The sequence below is a fragment of the Thermobacillus sp. ZCTH02-B1 genome (assembly GCF_002159085.1).
Lineage (GTDB): Bacteria > Bacillota > Bacilli > Paenibacillales > Paenibacillaceae > Thermobacillus.
This window is the reverse complement of record NZ_LZRU01000034.1, coordinates 22,839-42,945: the sequence shown is the minus strand read 5'-3', so window position 1 is coordinate 42,945 and position 20,107 is coordinate 22,839. Positions and strand designations below refer to the sequence as shown.

Sequence of the window (20,107 nt, the reverse complement as noted above, 5' to 3'; positions counted from 1 at the left end):
AGGGGCACATTTGCACCGGATTCGGAGTTGCGACCGGCGCGTACGGGTCTGGCTTGCCGTGCTGTTCGCCATGGGGGCGGCGCTGATCGGCGCAGTTTGGGCGTCCCCCAACGTGGAAGCGCTTCAATTCCCGATGCCGTCCCTCGACGAGCTGTCGGTCCGGGCGGACATCGTGTTCGTCGGCACGGTGACCGGCCGGACGGCGGAAGGAGAAGCGGACCGCCGGTACACGTTCCGCGTCGACATTCCGATCAAGGGAGGGCTCGACCGGAAATCGGAGATGACGGCGCTGGTCCCGCGGGAAGACGGGCAAGGCGAGCTGGACAAAGGATCCACCTATCTCGTGCTGCTCCGCAGGACGGAAGTCGGCGGCCATGCGATCGCCGGCGGCTCTCTCGGCTGTATCAAGCTGAAGAACGGCAGGGCGGAATCGTCGTACTTCAGCCAGGAGGAAGTGGACCGGTATCTCGCCCGATACGGGTTGAAGGTGAAGACGATCTACGAGCGGCTCGTGCCGGAGGACGGGCCATCCGCGCGGCGTCCGACCGTCCGGGAAGCGACGAAGCCGGCGGTGCTGTGGTCCGGCGGACTTGCGCTCGCGGTGCTGCTGTCCTGGCTGTTCACGCGGGCGATCCGGAGGCGGAGGTACCGGGCGTGACGGGTGCCGGACGTGACGACAAGCGGGACAGCGGAGCGCCGCGCCGGCCCGTCGCCGGTGAAAGAACCGGCTGACGCTGCGTGCCGGCCCGCGGCGTCGGGCGGCGGTTCGGAGGTTGTATCGGTGTTGCATCCGTCAGGAAATAATAGGATGAATGATGGACAGGGGAGTGGCGAAATCGTGACAGGGGGCGGACCCGGCTTGACGGGGCCGCCCTTCCGTGTTACGATACGATCAACTCCTTTATTTTGGTAGCATGGTAGCATATTAACGCTTTAACTCGATGAAGCATCAGCGGGTGACTCCATCATGGCCAAACCGAAAGGTTTCGAGAAACCGGCCGGCGTCAGGGACTATCTGCCCCATATCGTGGCGAAGCTCCGGCACATCGAAATGCGGGTGCTCGACTGCATGAGACGCTGGGGCTACGAGCAGATCATGACGCCGACCATGGAATATTACGACACGGTGGGCGTCGCGAGCGCAACGTCGGACAGCAAGCTGTTCAAGCTGCTCAACAACCGGGGCATGACGCTCGTGCTGCGCTCCGACATGACGGCGCCGATCGCGCGCGTCGCCGCGTCGCTGCTCCGGGATGCGCCGCTGCCGCTCCGGCTCTCCTACCACGCGAACGTGTTCCGCTCGATCGAGGAGGAGGCGGGCCGGGAAGCGGAGTTTTTCCAGACCGGCGTCGAGCTGATCGGCGATCCGTCGCCCGACGCCGACGCCGAGGTCGTCGCGCTCGCGATCGCTTCGCTCCAGGCGGCAGGCGTGGAGCGGTTCAAGATCGCGATCGGCCATGTCGGCTTCCTGAACGGGCTGCTGCGTGAGAAGCTCAGCGGCGATGCGGAGGCGCAGGAGGAGCTGAAGGCCCACCTGCTTCGCCGCGACCACGTCGGATACCGGGAGCGGCTTCGCTCGCTCGGGCTGCCGCCGCAGGCGGAGCGGGATCTCGAGGATATCCTGCGGCTGCGCGGCGGCCGGGAGACGTGCCGCCAGGCGAAGGAGCTGAGTCCGGACCCCGCGGCGCGGCAGGCGATGGACCACCTGTGCGCGATCTGGGACGTGCTCGACGCATACGGCGTGACGGAGCACGTGCTGATCGATCTGACGATGATCGGAGATTTTTCCTATTATACCGGCATGACGTTCGAGGGGTACGCGGCGGATCTCGGGTTCCCCGTCGCGAGCGGGGGCCGGTATGACAACCTGCTGGCGCAGTTCGGCCGGCCGGCTCCGGCGACCGGCTTCGCGCTGAAGACGACGCGCATCCTCGATCTCGTGGACGGCGGCGCGGACGACACGGGCCGGGGCCGGGTGCTGATCGGCTACGACGCGGCCGGGAGAAACGCGGCGCTGGCCGAAGCGGGCCGCCTGCGCGCCGAGGGGCTCGTCGCCGTGACGGCGCGGATGACGGTCGCGGAGGCCGAGGCGCTGGAGCAGTCGCGCCGCGGGGACGGACCGATCCGGTACAACGGCGCGGCGTACGAGCGGTTCGAGCGCTTCTTCGGACCGGCGGCCGCGGGAGGTGACGGCGGTGCGTGACACGCTGATGGTCGCGATGCCGAAGGGACGCATCTACAAACAGGCATCGCAGCTGTTCCGGGACGCGGGATTCCCGATCCCGGACGACTTCGACGACAGCCGCAGGCTGATCTTTGATGTCCCCGAGGCGGGGATGTCGTTCATCATGGCCAAGCCGGTCGACGTGCCGACCTATGTCGAGTACGGCGTGGCCGACATCGGCGTCGTCGGCAAGGACGTGTTGATGGAAGAGAACAAGGACGTCTACGAGCTGCTCGATCTCGGCATCGCGAAGTGCCGGATGTCGGTGATCGGGCTGCCGGACTGGAAGCCGGTCGTCCATCCGCGCGTCGCGACGAAGTATCCGAACGTCGCGGCGCAATATTTCCGCGAGCGCGGGCAGCAGGTCGAGGTCATCAAGCTGAACGGCTCGATCGAGCTGGCGCCGCTTGTCGGCCTCGCGGACCGGATCGTCGACATGGTCGAGACGGGCGCGACGCTGCGCGAGAACGGCCTCGTCGAGATGGAGGTCATGTTCGACGTGACGAGCCGGCTTATCGCGAACCGGGTCAGCTACCGGATGAAGAACGAGGCGATCCAGGCCCTGTGCGACCGGCTGCAACAGACGCTGCAGCGCAGGGCTTCGTCGTGACCGCGGTGTGCCGGAGCGAACGCCGGGGACCGGCGTCGGCGCTGACGGACGTCAGCGCGGGGCGGCGGAAGACGGACGGCTTCGCCGTTCCGATGACGGCCCCGCGAATCCGGTGCATGGATGCACGACATTGCAGGCGGACATTCACACAACGAGGGGTGTGGGCCATGCGCATCATGGCGGCGGGCGAATTCCAACTGAAGCGCGAAATCGAATACGGCAGCCCGGAGCAGAACGCGGCGGTGCGCGAGATCATCGCGGCGGTTCGGGCGGAGGGCGACGCGGCGCTGCTCCGGTACACCGAGCGGTTTGATCGCATCCAGCTCGCGCCGGCGGAGCTTAAGGTGACGGAGGAGGAGATCCGGGCGGCGTACGGACGGGTGGACGGGGAGTTCCTCGCGGCGATCCGCGAGGCGGCCGCGAACATCCGCGCGTTCCACGAGAAGCAGAAGCGGACGTCGTGGATGGAGCCGTCGCCGGACGGCACGCTGCTCGGCCAGATCGTCCGTCCGCTCCGGCGGGTCGGCGTCTATGTGCCGGGCGGAAAGGCGGCCTATCCGTCGTCCGTCCTGATGAACGTCATTCCCGCGCAGGTGGCCGGCGTGCCCGAGATCGTCATGGTGACGCCGCCGGCGACGGGGGGCGAATCGGGCATCAACCCGTACATTCTCGTCGCGGCGGCCGAGGCGGGCGTGAAGGAGATTTACCGGGTCGGCGGCGCGCAGGCGATCGCCGCGCTCGCCTACGGCACGGAGACGATCGCGCCGGTGGACAAGATTTGCGGTCCCGGCAACATCTATGTCGCGCTCGCGAAGCGCGAGGTGTACGGCGCGGTCGACATCGACAGCATCGCCGGGCCGAGCGAGATCGTCGTGCTGGCCGACGAGACGGCCGATCCCGTGTACGTCGCGGCCGACCTGCTGTCGCAGGCGGAGCACGACGAGATGGCGTCCGCGGTGCTCGTGACGACGTCCGAGGCGCTGGCCCGGGCGGTCAGGGACGAGGTGGAGCGGCAGCTCGCCGATTTGCCGCGGGCGGCGATCGCGCGGAAGTCGATCGACGATTACGGCGCGATTCTCAAGGCGGATTCCCTCGAGGAGGCGATCGAGGTCGTCAACCGGCTCGCGCCGGAGCATCTCGAGATCATGACGGCGGACCCGATGGACATCGTCGGGCGGATCGAGAACGCGGGCGCGATTTTCCTCGGTGCGTACAGCACGGAGCCGGTCGGCGATTATTTCGCCGGGCCGAACCACATCCTGCCGACGAACGGCACGGCGCGGTTTGCCTCGGCGCTCGGCGTCGACGACTTCGTGAAGAAGTCGAGCCTGATCCGTTACAGCCGGGAGGCGCTGCTTGAACACGGCGGCAACATCATGACGCTGGCCCGGCGGGAAGGGCTCGAAGCCCACGCCCGGGCCGTGGAGGTCCGGCTGAAGGCGGAGCAAAACCAAGATCGTGGAAAAGAGGGCTGAAGCGATGACGGAACCGGTCATACGCGCGGCGAACATCGCCCGCAAGACAGGCGAAACGGACATTACGCTGAGCTTCGCGCTCGACGGCACGGGGGAGACGTCGATCGAGACGGACGTGCCGTTCCTGAACCACATGCTCGAGTTGTTCGCGAAGCACGGCCATTTCGACTTGAACGTACAGGCCACGGGCGACGTGCATGTCGACGACCACCACACGGTCGAGGACATCGGCATTTGCCTCGGCCGGGCGATCCACGAGGCGCTCGGCGACAAGCGCGGTATCACGCGCTACGGAAACGCGTTCGTCCCGATGGACGAGGCGCTGGCGCAGGTCGTGATCGACATCAGCAACCGGCCGCACTTCGAGTACCGGGCCGAGTACCCGTCGCAGACGGTCGGCAGCTTCCATGTCGAGCTCGTGCATGAATTTTTGTGGAAGCTGGCGCTGGAAGCGCGCATGACGCTGCACGTCATCGTGCATTACGGGCGCAACACCCACCATATGATCGAGGCGGTGTTCAAGGCGCTGGGCCGGGCGCTGGACGAAGCGTCGAGCATCGATCCGCGCGTTACGGGCGTCCCGTCGACCAAGGGAGTGCTGTGAGCGGATGATCGCGATCATCGATTACGGCATGGGCAATCTGCACAGCGTCAGCAAGGCGGTCGAACGGCTCGGCCATGAGGTGAAGGTCACCGGCGATCCCGACGAAATCCTGGCCGCGGACGGCGCGATTCTGCCCGGCGTCGGCGCGTTCGGCGACGCGATGCGCAACCTGCGCGCGAGCGGGCTGGACGAGGCGGCGAAGGCGTTCGCCCGGTCGGGCCGGCCGATGCTCGGCATCTGCCTCGGGATGCAGCTCCTGTTCGGCGAGAGCGAGGAGCACGGCCGGCACGAGGGGCTCGGGCTCCTGCCCGGCCGCGTCGTCCGGTTCCGGGGACCGTTCAAGGTGCCGCACATGGGCTGGAACCGGCTGAGGTTCGAGCGGAAGAGCCCGCTGACCGCCGGGCTCGAGCCCGGTCACGTCTATTTCGTGCATTCGTATCACGTCCTGGCGGAGAATAGCGGCGATCTAATCGCGACAACCGATTACCACGGTCCGGTCGCGGCGATTGTCGGCCGCGGATCCTTGTACGGGATGCAGTTCCATCCCGAGAAAAGCGGCGAGCTGGGCATGAAGCTGCTCAGCCGGTTCCTCGCGCTGACTGCGGGTGCGGGAACCGGCGGGACGTAAACCCGGAGAGGCGCGGTCCGGAAGGAAGCGGGCTTGGGCCCGGTCCGGCCGGACTCTGTGCGCGGAAAGGAGCTGCGATGTTAGCAAAACGGATCATCCCGTGTCTGGATGTGAAGGACGGCCGCGTCGTGAAGGGCGTCAACTTCGTCAATCTGCGCGACGCCGGCGACCCGGTCGAGCTCGCGGCGGCGTACGACCGGGAAGGGGCGGACGAGCTCGTCTTCCTCGACATTTCGGCCTCCCATGAGGGGCGGAAGACGATGGTCGACGTCGTGCGGCGGACGGCCGCCGAGATCACGATTCCGTTCACCGTCGGCGGCGGGATCGCGCATGTCGATGACATGCGGACGCTGCTGCGCGCGGGAGCGGACAAGATCGCCATCAACACGGCGGCGGTGCAGAACCCCGATCTGATCGCGGAAGGCTCGCGCATCTTCGGCGCGCAGTGCATCGTCGTCGCGATTGATGCGAAGTACAATCCCGAATGGGGCGAATGGGAAGTCTACACGCACGGAGGCCGGAAGGCGACCGGCATCCGCGCCCTCGAGTGGGCGCAGCGGGTCGAGGCGCTCGGCGCCGGCGAGATTCTGCTCACCAGCATGGACCGGGACGGCACGAAGGACGGCTTCGACATCGCGTTGACGCGGGCCGTGTCCGAGCGGGTGTCGATTCCGGTCATCGCGTCGGGCGGCGCCGGCAAGATCGAGCACTTCTACGAGGTGTTCACGGAAGGGCTCGCGGATGCGGGCCTGGCGGCTTCGGTGTTCCACTACAAGGAAATGACGATCGGCGAGGTCAAGGCGGATCTGCGCCGCAGGGGAGTGGAAGTGCGATGAGCGGGCTGAATCCGGAGCTGGAGGCGGCCATCCGGTGGGGCGATGACGGGCTGGTGCCCGCGGTCGTCCAGGACGCGGTCAGCAAGGAAGTGCTGATGCTCGCATACATGAACCGCGAATCGCTCGCGAAGACGCTGGAAACCGGGGAGACCTGGTTCTGGAGCCGGTCCCGCGGGGAGCTCTGGAACAAGGGTGCGACCAGCGGGCACAAGCAGAAGGTGAGGTCGATCGCATACGACTGCGACGGCGACGCGCTGCTTGTCCGGGTCGAGCAGATCGGGCCGGCCTGCCACACGGGCCGGTATAGCTGCTTCCACCGGGACGTCGCCGCGGACGGGGAGGCCGGGCGCGAGCCGGCGGCCGACCGGTTCCGCGCGCTGAACGAGCTGGAGCGGGTCATCGCGAGTCGCCACGCGGAGCGGCCGGAGGGGGCCTACACGACGTATCTGTTCGAGAAGGGCCTCGACAAGATTCTGAAAAAAGTCGGCGAGGAGACGGCAGAGGTGATCATCGCGGCGAAGAACCGGGACAACGGGGAGCTGCGGTACGAGACGGCGGATCTCCTGTTCCACCTGCTGGTGCTGCTCAGGGAGCGCGGGCTGCCGCTGGACGACGTGCTGGCGGAACTGGAAAGCCGCGCGGGAAAGCCGACGACGAACAAGATGCGATGACGAACAAGATGCGATGAGGGAAACATGAAGATCGATTACCATACCCATCATGTGCGGTGCGGACACGCCGAAGGGACGCTGGAGGATTACATCCGGCGGGCGATCGAAATCGGGCTCGACCACATCGGCCTGTCCGACCATATGCCGCTCATCCATGTCGATCCGGCCGTCTACTGGCCCGGCATGGCGATGCCGATGGACGAGCTGCCGCGCTATGTGGAAGAAGCGTTGGAACTCAAGGAAAAATACAAGGACCGGATCGCGGTCCGCGTCGGAATCGAGGCCGACTACATCGAGGGGCACGAGGAGGCGATCGAGCGGATCGTGCGCGGTTATCCGTGGGATTACGTGATCGGCTCGGTCCATTTCCTCGGCGAATGGGACATCACGGACTACCGGCAGACGGACGGCTGGAAGGGCAAAGATCCGATGGACGTGTACGAGCAATATTACGACGCGGTATGCAAGGCGGCGGCGACCGGCTTCTACGACGTGATCGGCCACATCGACGTCGTCAAGCGCTTCGGGGTGCGGCCGGAGGGCGACGTGACGCATCTCGAGGACATGGCGCTCGAAGCGGTCGCGAAGGCCGGCCTCGCGATCGAGCTGAACGCCTCCGGGCTCCGGATGCCGTGCGCGGAGATGTTCCCGTCGGACCGGATGCTCGCGAAGGCGATCGGGCTCGGCATTCCGGTCACGCTCGGATCGGATGCGCACCAGCCGGAACGGCTCGCGCAGTATCTCGACCGGGCGCGGGAGGCGCTCAGGGCCGCCGGATGCCGTCAGCTTGCGGTTTTCGAGGGCCGCAGGCGGATTGCCGTCGATTTTTGAAAAAGGCCGTCGCAGTTGTATAATGAAGTTGGCATGCGGCTTGTATCGGATTCGGAATGATTCGGGAGGGTATCATGTTAAGCGACAAGGTGCGCATTTTCTCGGGATCCTCAAACCGGCTGCTGGCGGAGCGCATTTGCGCGGAGCTGGGCGTCAGCCTGGGGAGGATCAAAATTTCGCGCTTCAAAAACGGCGAAGTCTACGTTCACTACGAGGAGTCGGTCCGCAATTGCGACGTCTTCCTCGTTCAGTCATTTTCCTATCCTGTAAACGAGCATTTCGTCGAGCTGCTCGTTATGATCGACGCGGCGAAGCGGGCGTCGGCGCGGACGATCAACATCATCGTTCCCTACTACGGCTACGCGCGGCAGGAGCGCAAGTCGGCGCCGCGGGAGCCGATTTCGGCGAAGATGGTGGCGGACGTGCTGACGACGGTGGGCGCGGACAGGATCATCACGCTCGATCTGCACGCGCCGGCGATCCAGGGATTCTTCAACATTCCGGTCGATCACCTGACTGCGCTCGATCTGATCAGCGATTATCTGAAGTCGAAGAACATCCCCAAGCCGGTCGTCGTCTCTCCGGATGCCGGGCGGGCGTCGACGGCGGAGAAGCTGGCCAACTATCTGCACGCGCATTTCGCTATCATGATCAAGAAACGGCCGAAGCACAACGAATCCGTCATCACGCATGTCATCGGCGATGTCGAGGGGCATACGCCGATCATCATCGAGGATCTGATCGACACCGGGTCGACGATCGTCAACGTCGTCGAGAGCCTGAAGGAGCGCGGGGCGGATGACGCGATTGTCTGCGCGACGCATCCGGTGTTCTCGAAACCGGCGATCGAGCGGCTCAATCATCCCAACATCCGCGAAGTGGTCGTGACGGATTCCATCTTCCAGCCGGATCTGAACGCGGACCGTTTCCACGTCATCAGCGTCGCGCCGATGTTGGCCGAGGCGACCCGGATCATCACGCAGGGCGGTTCGATCAGCACGCTGTTCAAGAACGCGGGCGTCTGAGACGCGGGGGTGACGCGCTTCGGCCCGGCGCCGGATGCACGGATCCGCGGAGGGCCGGAACCCCGTGTGCGCGGCGGCTCGCTGTGCTATAATCGATCCATCATCTGAATGGCGGGAGGTGCCTGTTCGCATGGGCAAGGAGAAAAAGGCGGCGCCCCGGTCGAACGTGATCCCGATCCGGCTGGACGCCGCGTTCTTCCATGAGCGCGCGGTCCGCTCGCTGGACCGCTGCCGCTACGACAAGGCCCTCCGCTATTTCCGCAAGGCGGTCGAATACGAGCCGGACAATCCGGTGAATCATTGCAACATGGCGGGCATTCTGTCCGAGATGGGGCGTTACGAGGAGTCGAACGACATCCTGCGCAAGGTGCTGGACGAACTCGACCCGTCGATGACGGAATGCTGGTTTTACATGGCGAACAATTACGCGAACATGGAGATGTACGAGGCGGCGGAGGAGGCGCTCGTCCAGTACCTGGAGGAGGATGCGGAAGGCCACTTCCTCGAGGAAGCGGAGGAGTTGATGGACCTGCTCCGCTACGAGCTGGAACGGCCGCCCCGGCGGCCGGCCGTGCGGGCGCGGGGCAGGCTGAACGACCACGACCGCGCCCGGCAGCTGCTCGAGGAAGGGAAGTTCGTCGAGGCGGCCCGGCTGCTCAAATCGATCATCGAGGAACAGCCGGGATTTCTTCCCGCGCGCAACAACCTCGCGCTTGCCTACTATTACATCGGGATGTTCGACCTGGCGGCGGACATCGTCCGGGACGTGCTGAAGGAGGATCCGGGCAATCTGCACGCGCTGTGCAATCTCGCGATCTTCCGCATGCAGGGCGGCGGCCGGGAGGAGGCGCTCGCGATCGTCGGGGTGCTCCGCAAGCTGGTGCCGACGCAGCCGGAGCTCGCCTTCAAGCTGGCGACGACGCTCGGCATCCTCGGAGAGCACGAGGCGGCGCACCTCCATTTCCGCCGGTTGCTCCGCGAGCTCGCCGGGCACCGGGACCCGTGCCTCCTCCACTATACGGCCGTCGCGGCCAGCAACATCGGCCGGTTCGCGGAAGCGGGACGGCTGTGGCGGGAAGCGGCGCGGCTCGACCCGGAATCGGGCGTGGCCGATTATTATCTGCAGCATCTGGAGCAGATGCGTTCCGGCGCGATGGCTCCGCCATCCACCTATCATTACCATCTGCCGTTTGAAGAGCAGCTCCGGCGCTGGGAAGGCGGCGGCGACGAGCTGCCGGACCGGATGAAGCGGGATCCGCTCGTCCGCTCGTCGTTCTTCTGGGCGCTGCGCCACGGCGACCGGCGGATGAAGCTGCAGGTCATCCAGGCGTTCAGCCTCGTCCGGGACGACGAGGTGAAGGCGGCGCTGCGCGAATTTCTGCAGCGGCCCGGGGAAGACGACGTGCTGAAGCGCGTGGCGCTCTTCGTGCTGCGCGGCATCGGCGACGCCGATCCGGTCGAGGCCGTGATCGGCGGGGAGCGGGTGATCATCGGGGCGGCCGGACGGATGCGGCTTCGCGCCGGGAGCGCGGGCTGGCAGGCGGTCGCCGAAGCGGCGCTCGAGCGCATGCGGAACCGCTCCGACGCGGCGCAGCAGCACGATCTGCTGACGCTGTGGGCGGAGTTTCTGCAGCGGCTCCATCCCGAGACGCCGGTCATCCGCAAGGCCGAAGGCTGGGCGGCGGCGCTCGAGTATCTGACGGCGCTGATGCACCGCCGGGACATCACCGTCGAGGAGGCGGCGGCGCGCTACGGCGTGTCGGCCGCGACCGTGAGCCGGCACGTCCGCCGGATCGACGAGGTGTGCGGCATCCGGAAGAGGCTGAAGGTGAAGCGCGCGCGGGGCGAGACAGGAGGGATACCGGAATGACGATCCATCGAACGATCATCATCGGCACGGGGCCGGCGGGCCTGACGGCCGCGATCTATCTGGCGCGGGCGAATCTGCATCCGCTCGTCATCGAGGGGCCGCAGCCGGGCGGCCAGCTCACGACGACGACGGAAGTCGAGAATTTCCCGGGATTCCCGGACGGCATCATGGGCCCCGAGCTCATGGACAACATGCGAAAGCAGGCCGAGCGGTTCGGCGCCGTGTTCAAGACGGGCTGGGTGAATCGCGTCGATCTGTCGAAGCGGCCGTTCACGATCGAGATCGAGGGATCGGACGAGCCGCTCCGGGCGGAGACGCTGATCATCTCGACCGGGGCGAGCGCGAAGTATCTCGGCATCCCGGGAGAGCAGGAGAACGTCGGCCGCGGCGTCAGCACGTGCGCGACCTGCGACGGGTTCTTCTTCCGCGGGAAGCGAATCATCGTGGTCGGCGGCGGCGACTCGGCGATGGAAGAGGCGATCTTCCTCACGCGGTTCGCGACGGAAGTGAAGCTGGTGCATCGCCGCAACGAGCTGCGCGCATCGAAGATCATGCAGGAGCGCGCGCGGGCGAACGAGAAGATCACCTGGCACCTGAACCGGACGCCGCTCGAGGTGGTCGCCGGCCCGCTCGGCGTCACCGGGCTGAAGGTGCGCAACAACGAGACGGGCGAGGAAGAGCTGATCGAGGCCGAGGGGATCTTCGTCGCGATCGGCCATACGCCGAACACGAAGTTCCTGGAAGGACAGATCGAGACCGACGAGCTGGGCTACATCGTCGTGAAGCCGGGGACGACCGAGACGAGCGTGCCGGGCGTGTTCGCCTGCGGCGACGTGCAGGATCGAAAGTACCGTCAGGCCATCACGGCGGCGGGCAGCGGCTGCATGGCGGCGCTCGACTGCGAGCGGTTCCTCGAGGGGAACGCCGCGCACGACTGGAGCCATGCGCTGCCGTGACGGGAGCGCGGCCGGATCCGGCCGCCGCGGCAGGCACGGCCGGCGGAATGCCGCTGACGGGAGGAAGTTCCGACCGTCGGCGGTTTTATTTTTTGTGCGGGATTTTTTGTCCGGGGTTTCATGATCGGCCGGTCCGGCCGATGTATATGGCATCGGATATGACGGGGTGAACGGTTGTGATGCGATACATGCTGGCGGCGCTGGTCCTGCTCCTGATTGCGGCGCCGTGCGCGGCCGGGCAGCAATGGCTGATCGGTCCGCCGTACGGCGAGGCCGCGAAGTTCAGGGAGTCCGCGCGGCCCCTGGTCGGGCCGGACGCCGGCCGCTGTCCCGATCCCTGCGAGGCGTACGACGTCGTCGTCATCGGCAGCGAGATCGAGGGCGTGCTGCTCGCGCGGGCGGCGCACGACCACGGCCGGAAGGTGCTGATCCTCGATCCGCGTCCCGAACCGGGCGGCCAGCTGCTGCAGGGGCAGATGCTCGTGCTGGACGAGCCGCTGGACAAGAACGGGCGCAGCCTTGTCCAGGGGCGCATGAAATATCTGTACGACGGATACAACCGGCGGACGATCCGCCGGCTCGAAGAGTTCGAGGCTTTTTACCGCGAGCTGCTGAAGCCGGTGCCGATCGAAAGCGGGATCGAGATCCGGGATGTGCGGACCGGCACGCGGGGCGGCGTCCGGACGCTCGAATCCATCGAATATCGCGCGCCGGACGGCACGATGCGCCGTGTGACGGCCGGCTACTGGGTCGAGAACACCGACCACGCGGCGCTGACGGGGCGGCTGGGAGTGAAGCGCATTCCGGGGCTCGAATCGCTGTTCAAGGGCGGAGGGCCCGATCCGGAGTACATGGCGGCGACCTACATGCTGCGGTTCCGCAAGGTCCGCTGGAGGGAGCTGCACAAGGCGACGCTGAAGGAGTATCCGCTCTCGAATCTGCAGGAGAAGTACGGGCCGTACACCTACGTCGACCGGAATTTCGGCACCGGGTTCAGCAGGATCATGGACCGGTACGAGCCTTCGAGCGATCAACTGAAGCTGCGCGGCCTCAACATGACGAACCAGCGGGGCGGCCGGGTCGTCGTCAACGGACTGCTCATCTTCGACGTCAATCCCGCCGACCCCGGGTCGGTGCGCGAGGCGGTGGAGCTGGGCCGCAGCGAGGCGCCCCGGATTCTGGAGTTTCTCCGGGCGAACCTGCCCGGCTTCGGGCACGCGGAGCTTGACGATCTGCCGGACTATCTGTACATACGCGATTTCGACCGTTATGAGACGCTGTACGTGTTGACGCGCGACGACCTGATGAGCTCGCGCATGTTCCACGACAACGTCAGCATCGGCGGTTATCCGATCGACATCCAGGCGACGCGGCGCTTTCCGAAGGGCATCGGCCTCGGAAAGCCCGACCGGTACGGGCTGCCGCTGCGTTCGTTCCTGCTGAAGGAGATGGAGAATGTCATCGTCGCGGGCAAGAACGCCGGCGCGGCCGCCGACGCGTACGGCAGCGTGCGCATCACGCCGAACACGGCGCTCGCGGCGGAGGTGATCGGCATCCTGATCGGCCGCGAGGAGAAGCATCTGCGCGAACTGGACGAGCGGGATTTCATGCGGATTCATCGATACCTCGAGAAGGAATACAAGATATACGTCCGGGAATAGCGCGGTCCGCAGGGCCGCCGGACGGGAGGCGCGCCGCCTTCCACCGGCGGCCTTCTTCGTGGCCGAATCTCGCAGGAGGAACGGGCCGCCGATGAAGGAAAAGCGCCGGTCCGGGCGGGCCACGCGTTCTTGACCTTCCCATACCGTTCGCTTATAGTGGGAAAAGAGCAGTCAACATTCGATATGAGGTGGCCTTGTCATGTCGGGTAAGCTATACGTCGGCCTGGATGTCGGCGGTACGGCGATCAAAGCGGGAGTCTGCAGCGAAGACGGCAGGCTGCTGCATACCTTTGAAGGACCGACCGAGAACGAGAAGGGCAGCGAACGGGTGCTGGCCAACATGGCCAAATACGCCCGGACCGTTGTCGAACAGATGTCCGCGTCCTGGGATGACGTCGCGGGCGTCGGCGTCGGCGTGCCGGGGTTCCTGGACATTCAGAACGGCGTTCTGCTCACCTCGCCCAACCTCGTGCTGCGAAACGCGCCGCTGAAGAGCTATCTCAGTGAACAGCTCGGCAAGCCGGTGCTCATCAATAATGACGCCAACGTGGCGGCGCTCGGCGAAGCATGGGCCGGTGCCGGACGCGGCGTGTCCGACTGCGTGATGTACACGCTCGGCACGGGCGTCGGCGGCGGCATCATCGTCGGCGGCCGCATCGTCGTCGGGTTCAATGCGATGGCCGGCGAGCTCGGCCACATCTCCATCGTGCCCGATCTGGAAGCGATCAAGTGCGGCTGCGGGAAGAAGGGCTGCCTGGAGACGGTGTCGTCCGCGACGGGCATCATCCGGATGGCGAAGGACGCGGTGGCGCGCGGCGAACTGTCGCGGCTCGCGCATCTCGAGACGATCACGGCGAAGGATGTGATCGACCTCGCGAAGGCCGGGGACGAGACGGCGGCGCGCATCGTGCAGCGCGCGGCCCACTATCTCGGCAAATCGATGGCCCTCGTGTCGGTCGTCGTCAACCCGCAACGGTTCATCATCGGCGGCGGCGTCGCGAAGGCGGGCGAGTATCTGTTCGGGTTGATCCGCGAGGCGTATCTGAAGCACGCGCTCGAAGCGGCTTCGAAAGGCGTGGAGATCGTGCCTGCCGAGCTCGGCAACAACGCGGGGGTTGTCGGCGCGGCGGGGCTCATCCTGCGTTCCTGACGCACGTGCAGGCCGGTCACGACCGGCCTGCCGCCTGTTCTTACCCTGGGGAAGTTCCGGAGAGGAGTTGGCGCCATGTCCGGCGGAACGGCGGTCCCGAAGCTGGTCATCATCACGGGCATGTCGGGCGCGGGCAAGACGATCGCGGTCCAGAGTCTGGAGGACCTCGGCTACTTCTGCGTCGACAACCTGCCGCCCGTGCTTATCCCGAAGTTCGCCGAGCTGATCGAGTCGTCGAGCGGGAAGATTGCGAAGGTGGCGCTCGTCATCGACCTGCGCGGGCGCGAGTTCTTCACCGCGCTGTCCGAGTCGCTGGCCTACACGAGGGAGCGCTTCTCGATCCGGATCGAGATTCTGTTCCTCGACGCGACGGACAGCGTGCTCGTGCAGCGGTACAAGGAGAGCCGGCGCCGGCACCCGCTCTCCGACGGCGGCGCTCCGCTCGACGGCATCCGGCTTGAGCGCAGGTTGCTCGAGGATCTGAAGGGCGCCGCGGACCAGGTGATCGACACGAGCAACCTGAAGCCGGCGCAGCTCAAGGCGATCATCGCCGAGCGGTTCTCGGAGGCGGACCGGGAATCGTTCGTCATCAATCTGACGTCGTTCGGGTACAAATACGGCATCCCGATCGACGCGGATCTCATCTTCGACTGCCGGTTCCTGCCCAATCCGCACTACATCGAGCATCTCAGGCCGCACACCGGGAAAGATCCGGAAGTGTACGAGTATGTAATGAAATGGCCGGAGACGCAGACGTTCCTCGCGAAGCTGATCGACCTGCTGCAATATCTGATTCCGATGTACAAGAAGGAAGGCAAAAGCCAGCTCGTCGTCGGCATCGGCTGCACCGGGGGCAAGCATCGTTCCGTCGCGATCGCGGAGTATCTCGCGCGCACGCTGGGCAACAGCGAGACGGAGACGGTGCGGGTCAGCCACCGGGACGCCGAGCGCGACCGGCACTGACGGGGTGAGGGCATGGACGTCCGCACTCCGTCAATACCGACCCGTCGTCTGCCGAAAGTCGTCGTCATCGGCGGGGGCACCGGACTGTCCGTCATGCTGCGCGGCCTCAAGGAGAAGCCGCTCGATCTCACGGCGATCGTCACGGTCGCCGATGACGGGGGCAGTTCGGGCGTCCTGCGCCAGGAACTGCATATTCCGCCGCCGGGCGACATCCGCAACGTGCTGATGGCGCTCGCCAATGTCGAGCCGCTGTTGTCGCGGCTGCTGCGGTATCGTTTTCCCGCCGGAAGCGGATTGGCCGGCCACAGCCTGGGCAACCTGATGTTGGCGGCGATGACCGACATCGCGGGCGACTTCGTCTCGGGCGTGCGCGAGCTGAGCCAGGTGCTCGCCGTGCGCGGCCGGGTGCTGCCCGCCGCCGCGCAGGGCACCGTGCTGAAGGCGGTCATGGAGGACGGGAGCGTCGTCGTCGGCGAGTCGCAGATTCCAAAGGCCCGCGGCAAGATCCGCCGCGTCATGATCGAGCCGGAAGGCGTCGAACCGCTGCCGGAGGCGGTGGAGGCGATCCGCGAGGCGGACTGCATCCTGATCGGTCCCGGCAGCCTGTACACGAGCATCATGCCGAATCTGCTCGTCAAGGGGCTGGCCGAGGCGATCATCGCTTCCGACGCCCTGAAACTGTTCGTCTGCAACGTCATGACCCAGCCGGGCGAGACGGACGGCTATACGGTGAGCGACCATCTGGACGCGATCGAGGCGCATGTCGGCGCGCCGCTGTTCCACGCGGTCATCGTGAACAACGGCGAGATTCCGCCGGACGTGCTGGCCAAGTACGCGGAGGAAGGCGCATCGGTCGTCGTCTGCGACGAGGAAAAGCTGGCCGCGCGGGGCATCCGCGTCATCGCGGATCACCTCGTCAAGGTCCAGACCTATCTGCGTCACGACGCCGCCAAGCTCAGCGACCACATCGAACGGCTGGTTCAAGAATGGATATCCGGGAAGAGGTGATGCGGATGTCTTTCGCGGCCCAGACCAAGAAGGAACTGACGATGATCGAAGCCGCGCCCTGCTGCGAGCTGGCGGAGCTCGCGGCGCTCATCCGGATGAACGGCACGGTCCAGGTGTCGAACCGGAATGTCGTGCTGGACGTGTCGACGGAGAACGCGGCGATCGCGCGGCGCATTTTCACGCTGCTCAAGCGGCGGTTCGGCATTCACGGCGAGCTGCTCGTGCGGAAGAAAATGCGGTTGAAGAAGAATAATGTCTACATCGTGCGCGTTCCGTCGAACGTGGAGGATGTGCTGTCGCAGCTCACCATCGTCTCGGACGGGTTCGTGTTCCGCCAGGGCATCGACCGGAATCTCATCCGCAAGGCGTGCTGCAAGCGGGCATATCTGCGCGGCGCATTCCTGGCCGGCGGATCGGTCAACGATCCGGAAGGGTCGAGCTACCATCTGGAGATCGCGACGCAGTACGAGGAGCATTGCCGGGCGCTGGTGGAACTCGCGAACAAGTACCGTCTGAACGCGCGCTGCATCGAACGGAAGAAGGGATTCATTTTCTACATCAAGGAAGGGGAAAAGATCATCGAGTTCCTGGGCCTCATCGGCGCGCACCAGGCCCTCTTCAAGTTCGAGGACGTCCGCATCATGCGGGACATGCGCAACTCGGTGAACCGGATCGTCAACTGCGAGACGGCCAATCTGAACAAGACGATCGGCGCGGCCATCCGGCAGATCGACAACATCCGGCTGCTGCAGCGGGTGATCGGCCTCGAGAACCTGCCCGAGAAGCTGCGCGAAGTGGCGGAAGTGAGGCTCGCGCATCCGGACATGAACCTGAAGGAAGTCGGCGATCTGCTGAAGGGCAACGTCAGCAAGTCGGGCGTCAACCACCGGCTGCGAAAAATCGACGAATTGGCCGAAAAAATCCGGAATGGCACGCTGTAAGGCGGCAATCTGGTCTGGTTCGCCAAATAATGTTATAATACTGCCATAATCTTGGGACTCGGAAGGCACGGGAGACCGGCCTGACGGCAGGCACGCCCGGGGGGGCAAAGCCGCGCATCGAGCTGAAATTTCTGGACAGGGGGAAAGCATTCATGATCAGGCAACCGGTGGTCGTACGTCTGAAGACGGGCCTACACGCACGGCCGGCTGCGCTGTTCGTGCAGGAAGCGAACAAGTTCTCAGCTGAAATCTACGTGGAGAAAGACGACAAGAAAGTCAACGCGAAATCCATCATGGGCATCATGAGCCTCGCGATCAGCTCGGGGACGGAGGTCGTCATCAGCGCGGAAGGTTCCGACGCCGAGCAGGCTGTAAACGCTTTAGTCCAACTGGTCAGCAAAGAGGAGCTCGAGAACCAGTAAAGCGGGACAGATGCCGAAGGGCGGACCCGGGGACGACCCGGCGATCCGCCCTTTGTCCGTATCAAGGCGTATCAAAGGGAGAAAAGGCCGACCGGCGCATCGTCCGATCGGCCCGCGGATAGGAAGCTGCCGCTGCGGGCAGCCGAAATCAGGCGGAATGGGGATCCAGGTTGCGCGAACGCATCGCTTCCTCGATCAGCTGGATGAACTCGGCCGACAATCCCATCGCGACGGCCTCGTGGTACACTTCGATGAGGTGCTCGTCCGTCAGCGGCCGCAGCAGGATCATCTTGTCGTGCACGACGGGATAGTCGTTGTCAGGCGGTGATGCGTGCGTGGATCTTGTGGCTGCCACGGATATCACTCCATCCGGAATTCTCAGCTATAGCCTTGAACTGTAGGAAACTGGAACTTCTGTGATTTCATCATAGCATGGTTTTCGTCAGGAGTGTTTTGCCATTCGCATATGTAAATTATGATTGACAAATGGGATATTTTGTGGTATAGAAGCAGAAACATCCGCCTGTCAAGGCGGATGTTTTGCGTTTGTTTGCGTTTATGCGTTTATTTGAAGCGCATGATCATGAATCCGGTCGTAACCGATCCTCAGACGCGTTCGATGACCTTGTCCACAAGTCCGTATGCCTTCGCTTCTTCGGCCGTCATGAAATAATCGCGGTCCGTGTCCCGCTCGATGCGCTCCAGCGGCTGACCGGTCCGTTCGGCGAGGATCCGGTTCAGCTTGTCGCGCATTCTCAGGATCCGGCGGGCGCGGATTTCGATGTCGCTGGCCTGCCCTTCCGCACCGCCGATCGGCTGGTGGATCATCACTTCGCTGTTGGGCAGCGCATACCGCTTGCCCGGCGCGCCGGCGGCGAGCAGGAACGCGCCCATCGACGCCGCGAGACCGACGCAGATCGTCGAGACGTCGGGCTTGATGTACTGCATCGTGTCGTAGATCGCCATGCCGGCCGTGATGGAGCCGCCCGGGCTGTTGATGTACAGATGAATGTCCTTCTCCGGGTCCTCCGCGGCCAGGAACAGCATCTGGGCGATCACCGAGTTGGCGACGACGTCGTTGATGGGCGTGCCGAGGAAAATGATGCGGTCCTTGAGCAGACGGGAATAGATGTCGTAGGCGCGCTCGCCCCGGTTGGTCTGCTCGATCACCATCGGGATGTAATTCATGTTCATGGCGGATGCCTCCTTCTGCCAATATATGATATGCGATCGCCGTTCAAAAGTCAAAGAAGGTCAAACAAGCGATGCAAGAAAAGCGGCGTGCCGGCGGATGTCCGGTCAGCCGCTTGCGGTGCAATGATGGCGCGCCCGCCAGGAATCGAACCTAGATCTCAGGCTCCGGAGGCCTGCGTCATATCCATTGGACCACGGGCGCATGGGTTGTCATGAACGACAGCGAAGATCATTATAGGATACGCGGCGGGAAAAAGCAAGGGCACGGAGCAAAAAAACTTGCGGGAACGGTTGGATGGCGCGGCGGATGCGGGCGCGGGCGGCGGGAGTGGGCGGTTAACGGTCTCACGGACCGTTAGTGCGATGATTGGAAGCGCCCGGGCGGGTGTTAACGGTCTGGCGGACCGTTATGGGCCTTTGCCGGGCGTGTTGAAGCGCGGATGATCGGCGGTTAACGGTCTCACGGACCGTTAGCATGACGATTGGAAGCGCCCGGACGGACGTTAACGGTCTGGCGAACCGTTATGGGCCTTTGCCGGGCGTGATGGGGCGCGGATGATCAGCGGTTAACGGTCCCGCGGACCGTTAGCATGACGATTGAATGCGTCCGGACGGGTGTTAACGGTCTGGCGGACCGTTATGGGTCTTCGCCGGGCGTGTTGGGGCGCGGATGATCAGCGGTTAACGGTCCCGCGGACCGTTCGCATGACGATTGGAAGCGCCCGGACGGACGTTAACGGTCTCGTGGACCGTTATGGGCCTTTGCCGGGCGTGTTGGGGCGCGGATGATCGGCGGTTAACGGTCCCGCGGACCGTTACATGACGATTGAAAGCGCCCGGGCGGGTGTTAACGGTCTGGCGGACCGTTATGGGCCTTTGCCGGGCGTGTTGGGGCGCGGATGATCGGCGGTTAACGGTCCCGCGGATCGTTAGCATGACGATTGGAAGCGCCCAAAGGGAAGTTAACGGTCTGGCGGACCGTTAATGGCCCTGCCGGGGGCGTGGAGGTTCGGACACGCCGGCCGTTGCGGGCGCGAC

The 20,107-nt window shown here is 65.0% G+C and carries 20 protein-coding genes and 1 tRNA gene; 18 read left to right on the top strand and 3 right to left on the bottom strand.

What is annotated here, in order from left to right; all coding sequences use genetic code 11:
• The first annotated feature begins 10 nt into the window (after positions 1 to 10).
• The 18 genes from A9Z00_RS13470 (at position 11) to A9Z00_RS13385 (ending at position 17,875) form a co-directional block, all read left to right on the top strand.
• Positions 11 to 658, top strand: coding sequence for a hypothetical protein (locus tag A9Z00_RS13470; protein WP_296978463.1), 648 nt, complete (start codon positions 11 to 13; stop codon positions 656 to 658).
• Positions 659 to 967: 309 nt separating this feature from the next.
• Positions 968 to 2,203, top strand: coding sequence for an ATP phosphoribosyltransferase regulatory subunit (locus A9Z00_RS13465; protein ID WP_296978459.1), 1,236 nt, complete (start codon positions 968 to 970; stop codon positions 2,201 to 2,203).
• A gap of 7 nt (positions 2,204 to 2,210) precedes the next feature.
• Positions 2,211 to 2,834, top strand: coding sequence for an ATP phosphoribosyltransferase (gene hisG, locus A9Z00_RS13460; protein ID WP_483316317.1), 624 nt, complete (start codon positions 2,211 to 2,213; stop codon positions 2,832 to 2,834).
• Positions 2,835 to 3,001: 167 nt separating this feature from the next.
• Positions 3,002 to 4,309, top strand: a complete 1,308-nt coding sequence (hisD, locus tag A9Z00_RS13455; RefSeq protein ID WP_296978455.1) for a histidinol dehydrogenase — start codon at positions 3,002 to 3,004, stop codon at positions 4,307 to 4,309.
• Between the two features lie 4 nt (positions 4,310 to 4,313).
• Positions 4,314 to 4,913, top strand: a complete 600-nt coding sequence (hisB, locus tag A9Z00_RS13450; RefSeq protein WP_296978453.1) for an imidazoleglycerol-phosphate dehydratase HisB — start codon at positions 4,314 to 4,316, stop codon at positions 4,911 to 4,913.
• A gap of 4 nt (positions 4,914 to 4,917) precedes the next feature.
• Entirely contained in the window at positions 4,918 to 5,541 is a 624-nt protein-coding gene (gene hisH, locus A9Z00_RS13445; RefSeq protein WP_296978452.1) for an imidazole glycerol phosphate synthase subunit HisH, read from the top strand.
• Positions 5,542 to 5,618: 77 nt separating this feature from the next.
• Entirely contained in the window at positions 5,619 to 6,377 is a 759-nt protein-coding gene (gene hisF, locus A9Z00_RS13440; RefSeq protein WP_296978450.1) for an imidazole glycerol phosphate synthase subunit HisF, read from the top strand.
• The gene (hisIE, locus tag A9Z00_RS13435; RefSeq protein ID WP_296978449.1) at positions 6,374 to 7,048 is read left to right on the top strand and encodes a bifunctional phosphoribosyl-AMP cyclohydrolase/phosphoribosyl-ATP diphosphatase HisIE; all 675 of its coding nucleotides are present in this window, start codon (positions 6,374 to 6,376) and stop codon (positions 7,046 to 7,048) included. The genes hisF and hisIE overlap by 4 nt, the downstream gene beginning before the upstream one ends.
• Before the next feature lie 24 nt (positions 7,049 to 7,072).
• Positions 7,073 to 7,879 (top strand): histidinol-phosphatase HisJ, encoded by an 807-nt coding sequence (gene hisJ, locus A9Z00_RS13430; protein ID WP_296978447.1) that lies wholly within the window; start codon positions 7,073 to 7,075, stop codon positions 7,877 to 7,879.
• Positions 7,880 to 7,953: 74 nt separating this feature from the next.
• Positions 7,954 to 8,904, top strand: coding sequence for a ribose-phosphate diphosphokinase (locus tag A9Z00_RS13425; RefSeq protein ID WP_296978445.1), 951 nt, complete (start codon positions 7,954 to 7,956; stop codon positions 8,902 to 8,904).
• Positions 8,905 to 9,034: 130 nt separating this feature from the next.
• Positions 9,035 to 10,774, top strand: coding sequence for a tetratricopeptide repeat protein (locus A9Z00_RS13420; RefSeq protein WP_296978443.1), 1,740 nt, complete (start codon positions 9,035 to 9,037; stop codon positions 10,772 to 10,774).
• Positions 10,771 to 11,730 carry a thioredoxin-disulfide reductase gene (trxB, locus tag A9Z00_RS13415; RefSeq protein ID WP_483316315.1) on the top strand — a complete coding sequence of 320 codons (960 nt, stop codon included), beginning with the start codon at positions 10,771 to 10,773 and terminating at the stop codon, positions 11,728 to 11,730. Before A9Z00_RS13420 ends, trxB begins: the two co-directional genes overlap by 4 nt.
• A gap of 179 nt (positions 11,731 to 11,909) precedes the next feature.
• Entirely contained in the window at positions 11,910 to 13,391 is a 1,482-nt protein-coding gene (locus A9Z00_RS13410; RefSeq protein WP_296978442.1) for an FAD-dependent oxidoreductase, read from the top strand.
• Between the two features lie 199 nt (positions 13,392 to 13,590).
• A complete protein-coding gene (locus A9Z00_RS13405; protein ID WP_296978440.1) occupies positions 13,591 to 14,541 on the top strand; it encodes an ROK family glucokinase in 951 nt (316 codons plus the stop codon).
• Between the two features lie 75 nt (positions 14,542 to 14,616).
• Positions 14,617 to 15,504, top strand: a complete 888-nt coding sequence (gene rapZ, locus A9Z00_RS13400) for an RNase adapter RapZ (RefSeq protein WP_296978438.1) — start codon at positions 14,617 to 14,619, stop codon at positions 15,502 to 15,504.
• A gap of 12 nt (positions 15,505 to 15,516) precedes the next feature.
• A complete protein-coding gene (locus tag A9Z00_RS13395) occupies positions 15,517 to 16,512 on the top strand; it encodes a gluconeogenesis factor YvcK family protein (protein WP_296978436.1) in 996 nt (331 codons plus the stop codon).
• A 5-nt stretch (positions 16,513 to 16,517) separates the two neighbouring features.
• Entirely contained in the window at positions 16,518 to 17,453 is a 936-nt protein-coding gene (gene whiA / locus A9Z00_RS13390) for a DNA-binding protein WhiA (RefSeq protein ID WP_296978435.1), read from the top strand.
• Positions 17,454 to 17,605: 152 nt separating this feature from the next.
• On the top strand, positions 17,606 to 17,875 hold the full coding sequence (locus A9Z00_RS13385) for an HPr family phosphocarrier protein (RefSeq protein ID WP_296978434.1): 270 nt from the start codon (positions 17,606 to 17,608) through the stop codon (positions 17,873 to 17,875).
• A 148-nt stretch (positions 17,876 to 18,023) separates the two neighbouring features.
• Here the strand turns inward: A9Z00_RS13385 and sda are convergent, their stop codons facing one another.
• The 3 genes from sda to A9Z00_RS13370 all read right to left on the bottom strand — a co-directional run bounded on the left by sda (position 18,024) and on the right by A9Z00_RS13370 (position 19,271).
• Positions 18,024 to 18,230 carry a sporulation histidine kinase inhibitor Sda gene (gene sda / locus A9Z00_RS15895; protein ID WP_483316314.1) on the bottom strand — a complete coding sequence of 69 codons (207 nt, stop codon included), beginning with the start codon at positions 18,228 to 18,230 and terminating at the stop codon, positions 18,024 to 18,026.
• Between the two features lie 251 nt (positions 18,231 to 18,481).
• On the bottom strand, positions 18,482 to 19,096 hold the full coding sequence (clpP, locus tag A9Z00_RS13375; RefSeq protein WP_296978483.1) for an ATP-dependent Clp endopeptidase proteolytic subunit ClpP: 615 nt from the start codon (positions 19,094 to 19,096) through the stop codon (positions 18,482 to 18,484).
• Between the two features lie 100 nt (positions 19,097 to 19,196).
• Positions 19,197 to 19,271 (bottom strand) — tRNA-Arg (locus A9Z00_RS13370).
• Between the last annotated feature and the right edge of the window lie 836 nt (positions 19,272 to 20,107).

Coding starts and splice junctions, on each gene's coding strand:
- hisG (WP_483316317.1), top strand. CDS start 2,211: ATGGTCGCGATGCCGAAGGGACGCATCTACAAACAGGCATCGCAGCTG.
- A9Z00_RS13385 (WP_296978434.1), top strand. CDS start 17,606: ATGATCAGGCAACCGGTGGTCGTACGTCTGAAGACGGGCCTACACGCA.
- A9Z00_RS13405 (WP_296978440.1), top strand. CDS start 13,591: ATGTCGGGTAAGCTATACGTCGGCCTGGATGTCGGCGGTACGGCGATC.
- trxB (WP_483316315.1), top strand. CDS start 10,771: ATGACGATCCATCGAACGATCATCATCGGCACGGGGCCGGCGGGCCTG.
- A9Z00_RS13395 (WP_296978436.1), top strand. CDS start 15,517: ATGGACGTCCGCACTCCGTCAATACCGACCCGTCGTCTGCCGAAAGTC.
- A9Z00_RS13410 (WP_296978442.1), top strand. CDS start 11,910: ATGCGATACATGCTGGCGGCGCTGGTCCTGCTCCTGATTGCGGCGCCG.
- hisH (WP_296978452.1), top strand. CDS start 4,918: ATGATCGCGATCATCGATTACGGCATGGGCAATCTGCACAGCGTCAGC.
- whiA (WP_296978435.1), top strand. CDS start 16,518: ATGTCTTTCGCGGCCCAGACCAAGAAGGAACTGACGATGATCGAAGCC.
- hisJ (WP_296978447.1), top strand. CDS start 7,073: ATGAAGATCGATTACCATACCCATCATGTGCGGTGCGGACACGCCGAA.
- hisD (WP_296978455.1), top strand. CDS start 3,002: ATGCGCATCATGGCGGCGGGCGAATTCCAACTGAAGCGCGAAATCGAA.
- A9Z00_RS13465 (WP_296978459.1), top strand. CDS start 968: ATGGCCAAACCGAAAGGTTTCGAGAAACCGGCCGGCGTCAGGGACTAT.
- hisIE (WP_296978449.1), top strand. CDS start 6,374: ATGAGCGGGCTGAATCCGGAGCTGGAGGCGGCCATCCGGTGGGGCGAT.
- hisF (WP_296978450.1), top strand. CDS start 5,619: ATGTTAGCAAAACGGATCATCCCGTGTCTGGATGTGAAGGACGGCCGC.
- hisB (WP_296978453.1), top strand. CDS start 4,314: ATGACGGAACCGGTCATACGCGCGGCGAACATCGCCCGCAAGACAGGC.
- A9Z00_RS13420 (WP_296978443.1), top strand. CDS start 9,035: ATGGGCAAGGAGAAAAAGGCGGCGCCCCGGTCGAACGTGATCCCGATC.
- rapZ (WP_296978438.1), top strand. CDS start 14,617: ATGTCCGGCGGAACGGCGGTCCCGAAGCTGGTCATCATCACGGGCATG.
- A9Z00_RS13425 (WP_296978445.1), top strand. CDS start 7,954: ATGTTAAGCGACAAGGTGCGCATTTTCTCGGGATCCTCAAACCGGCTG.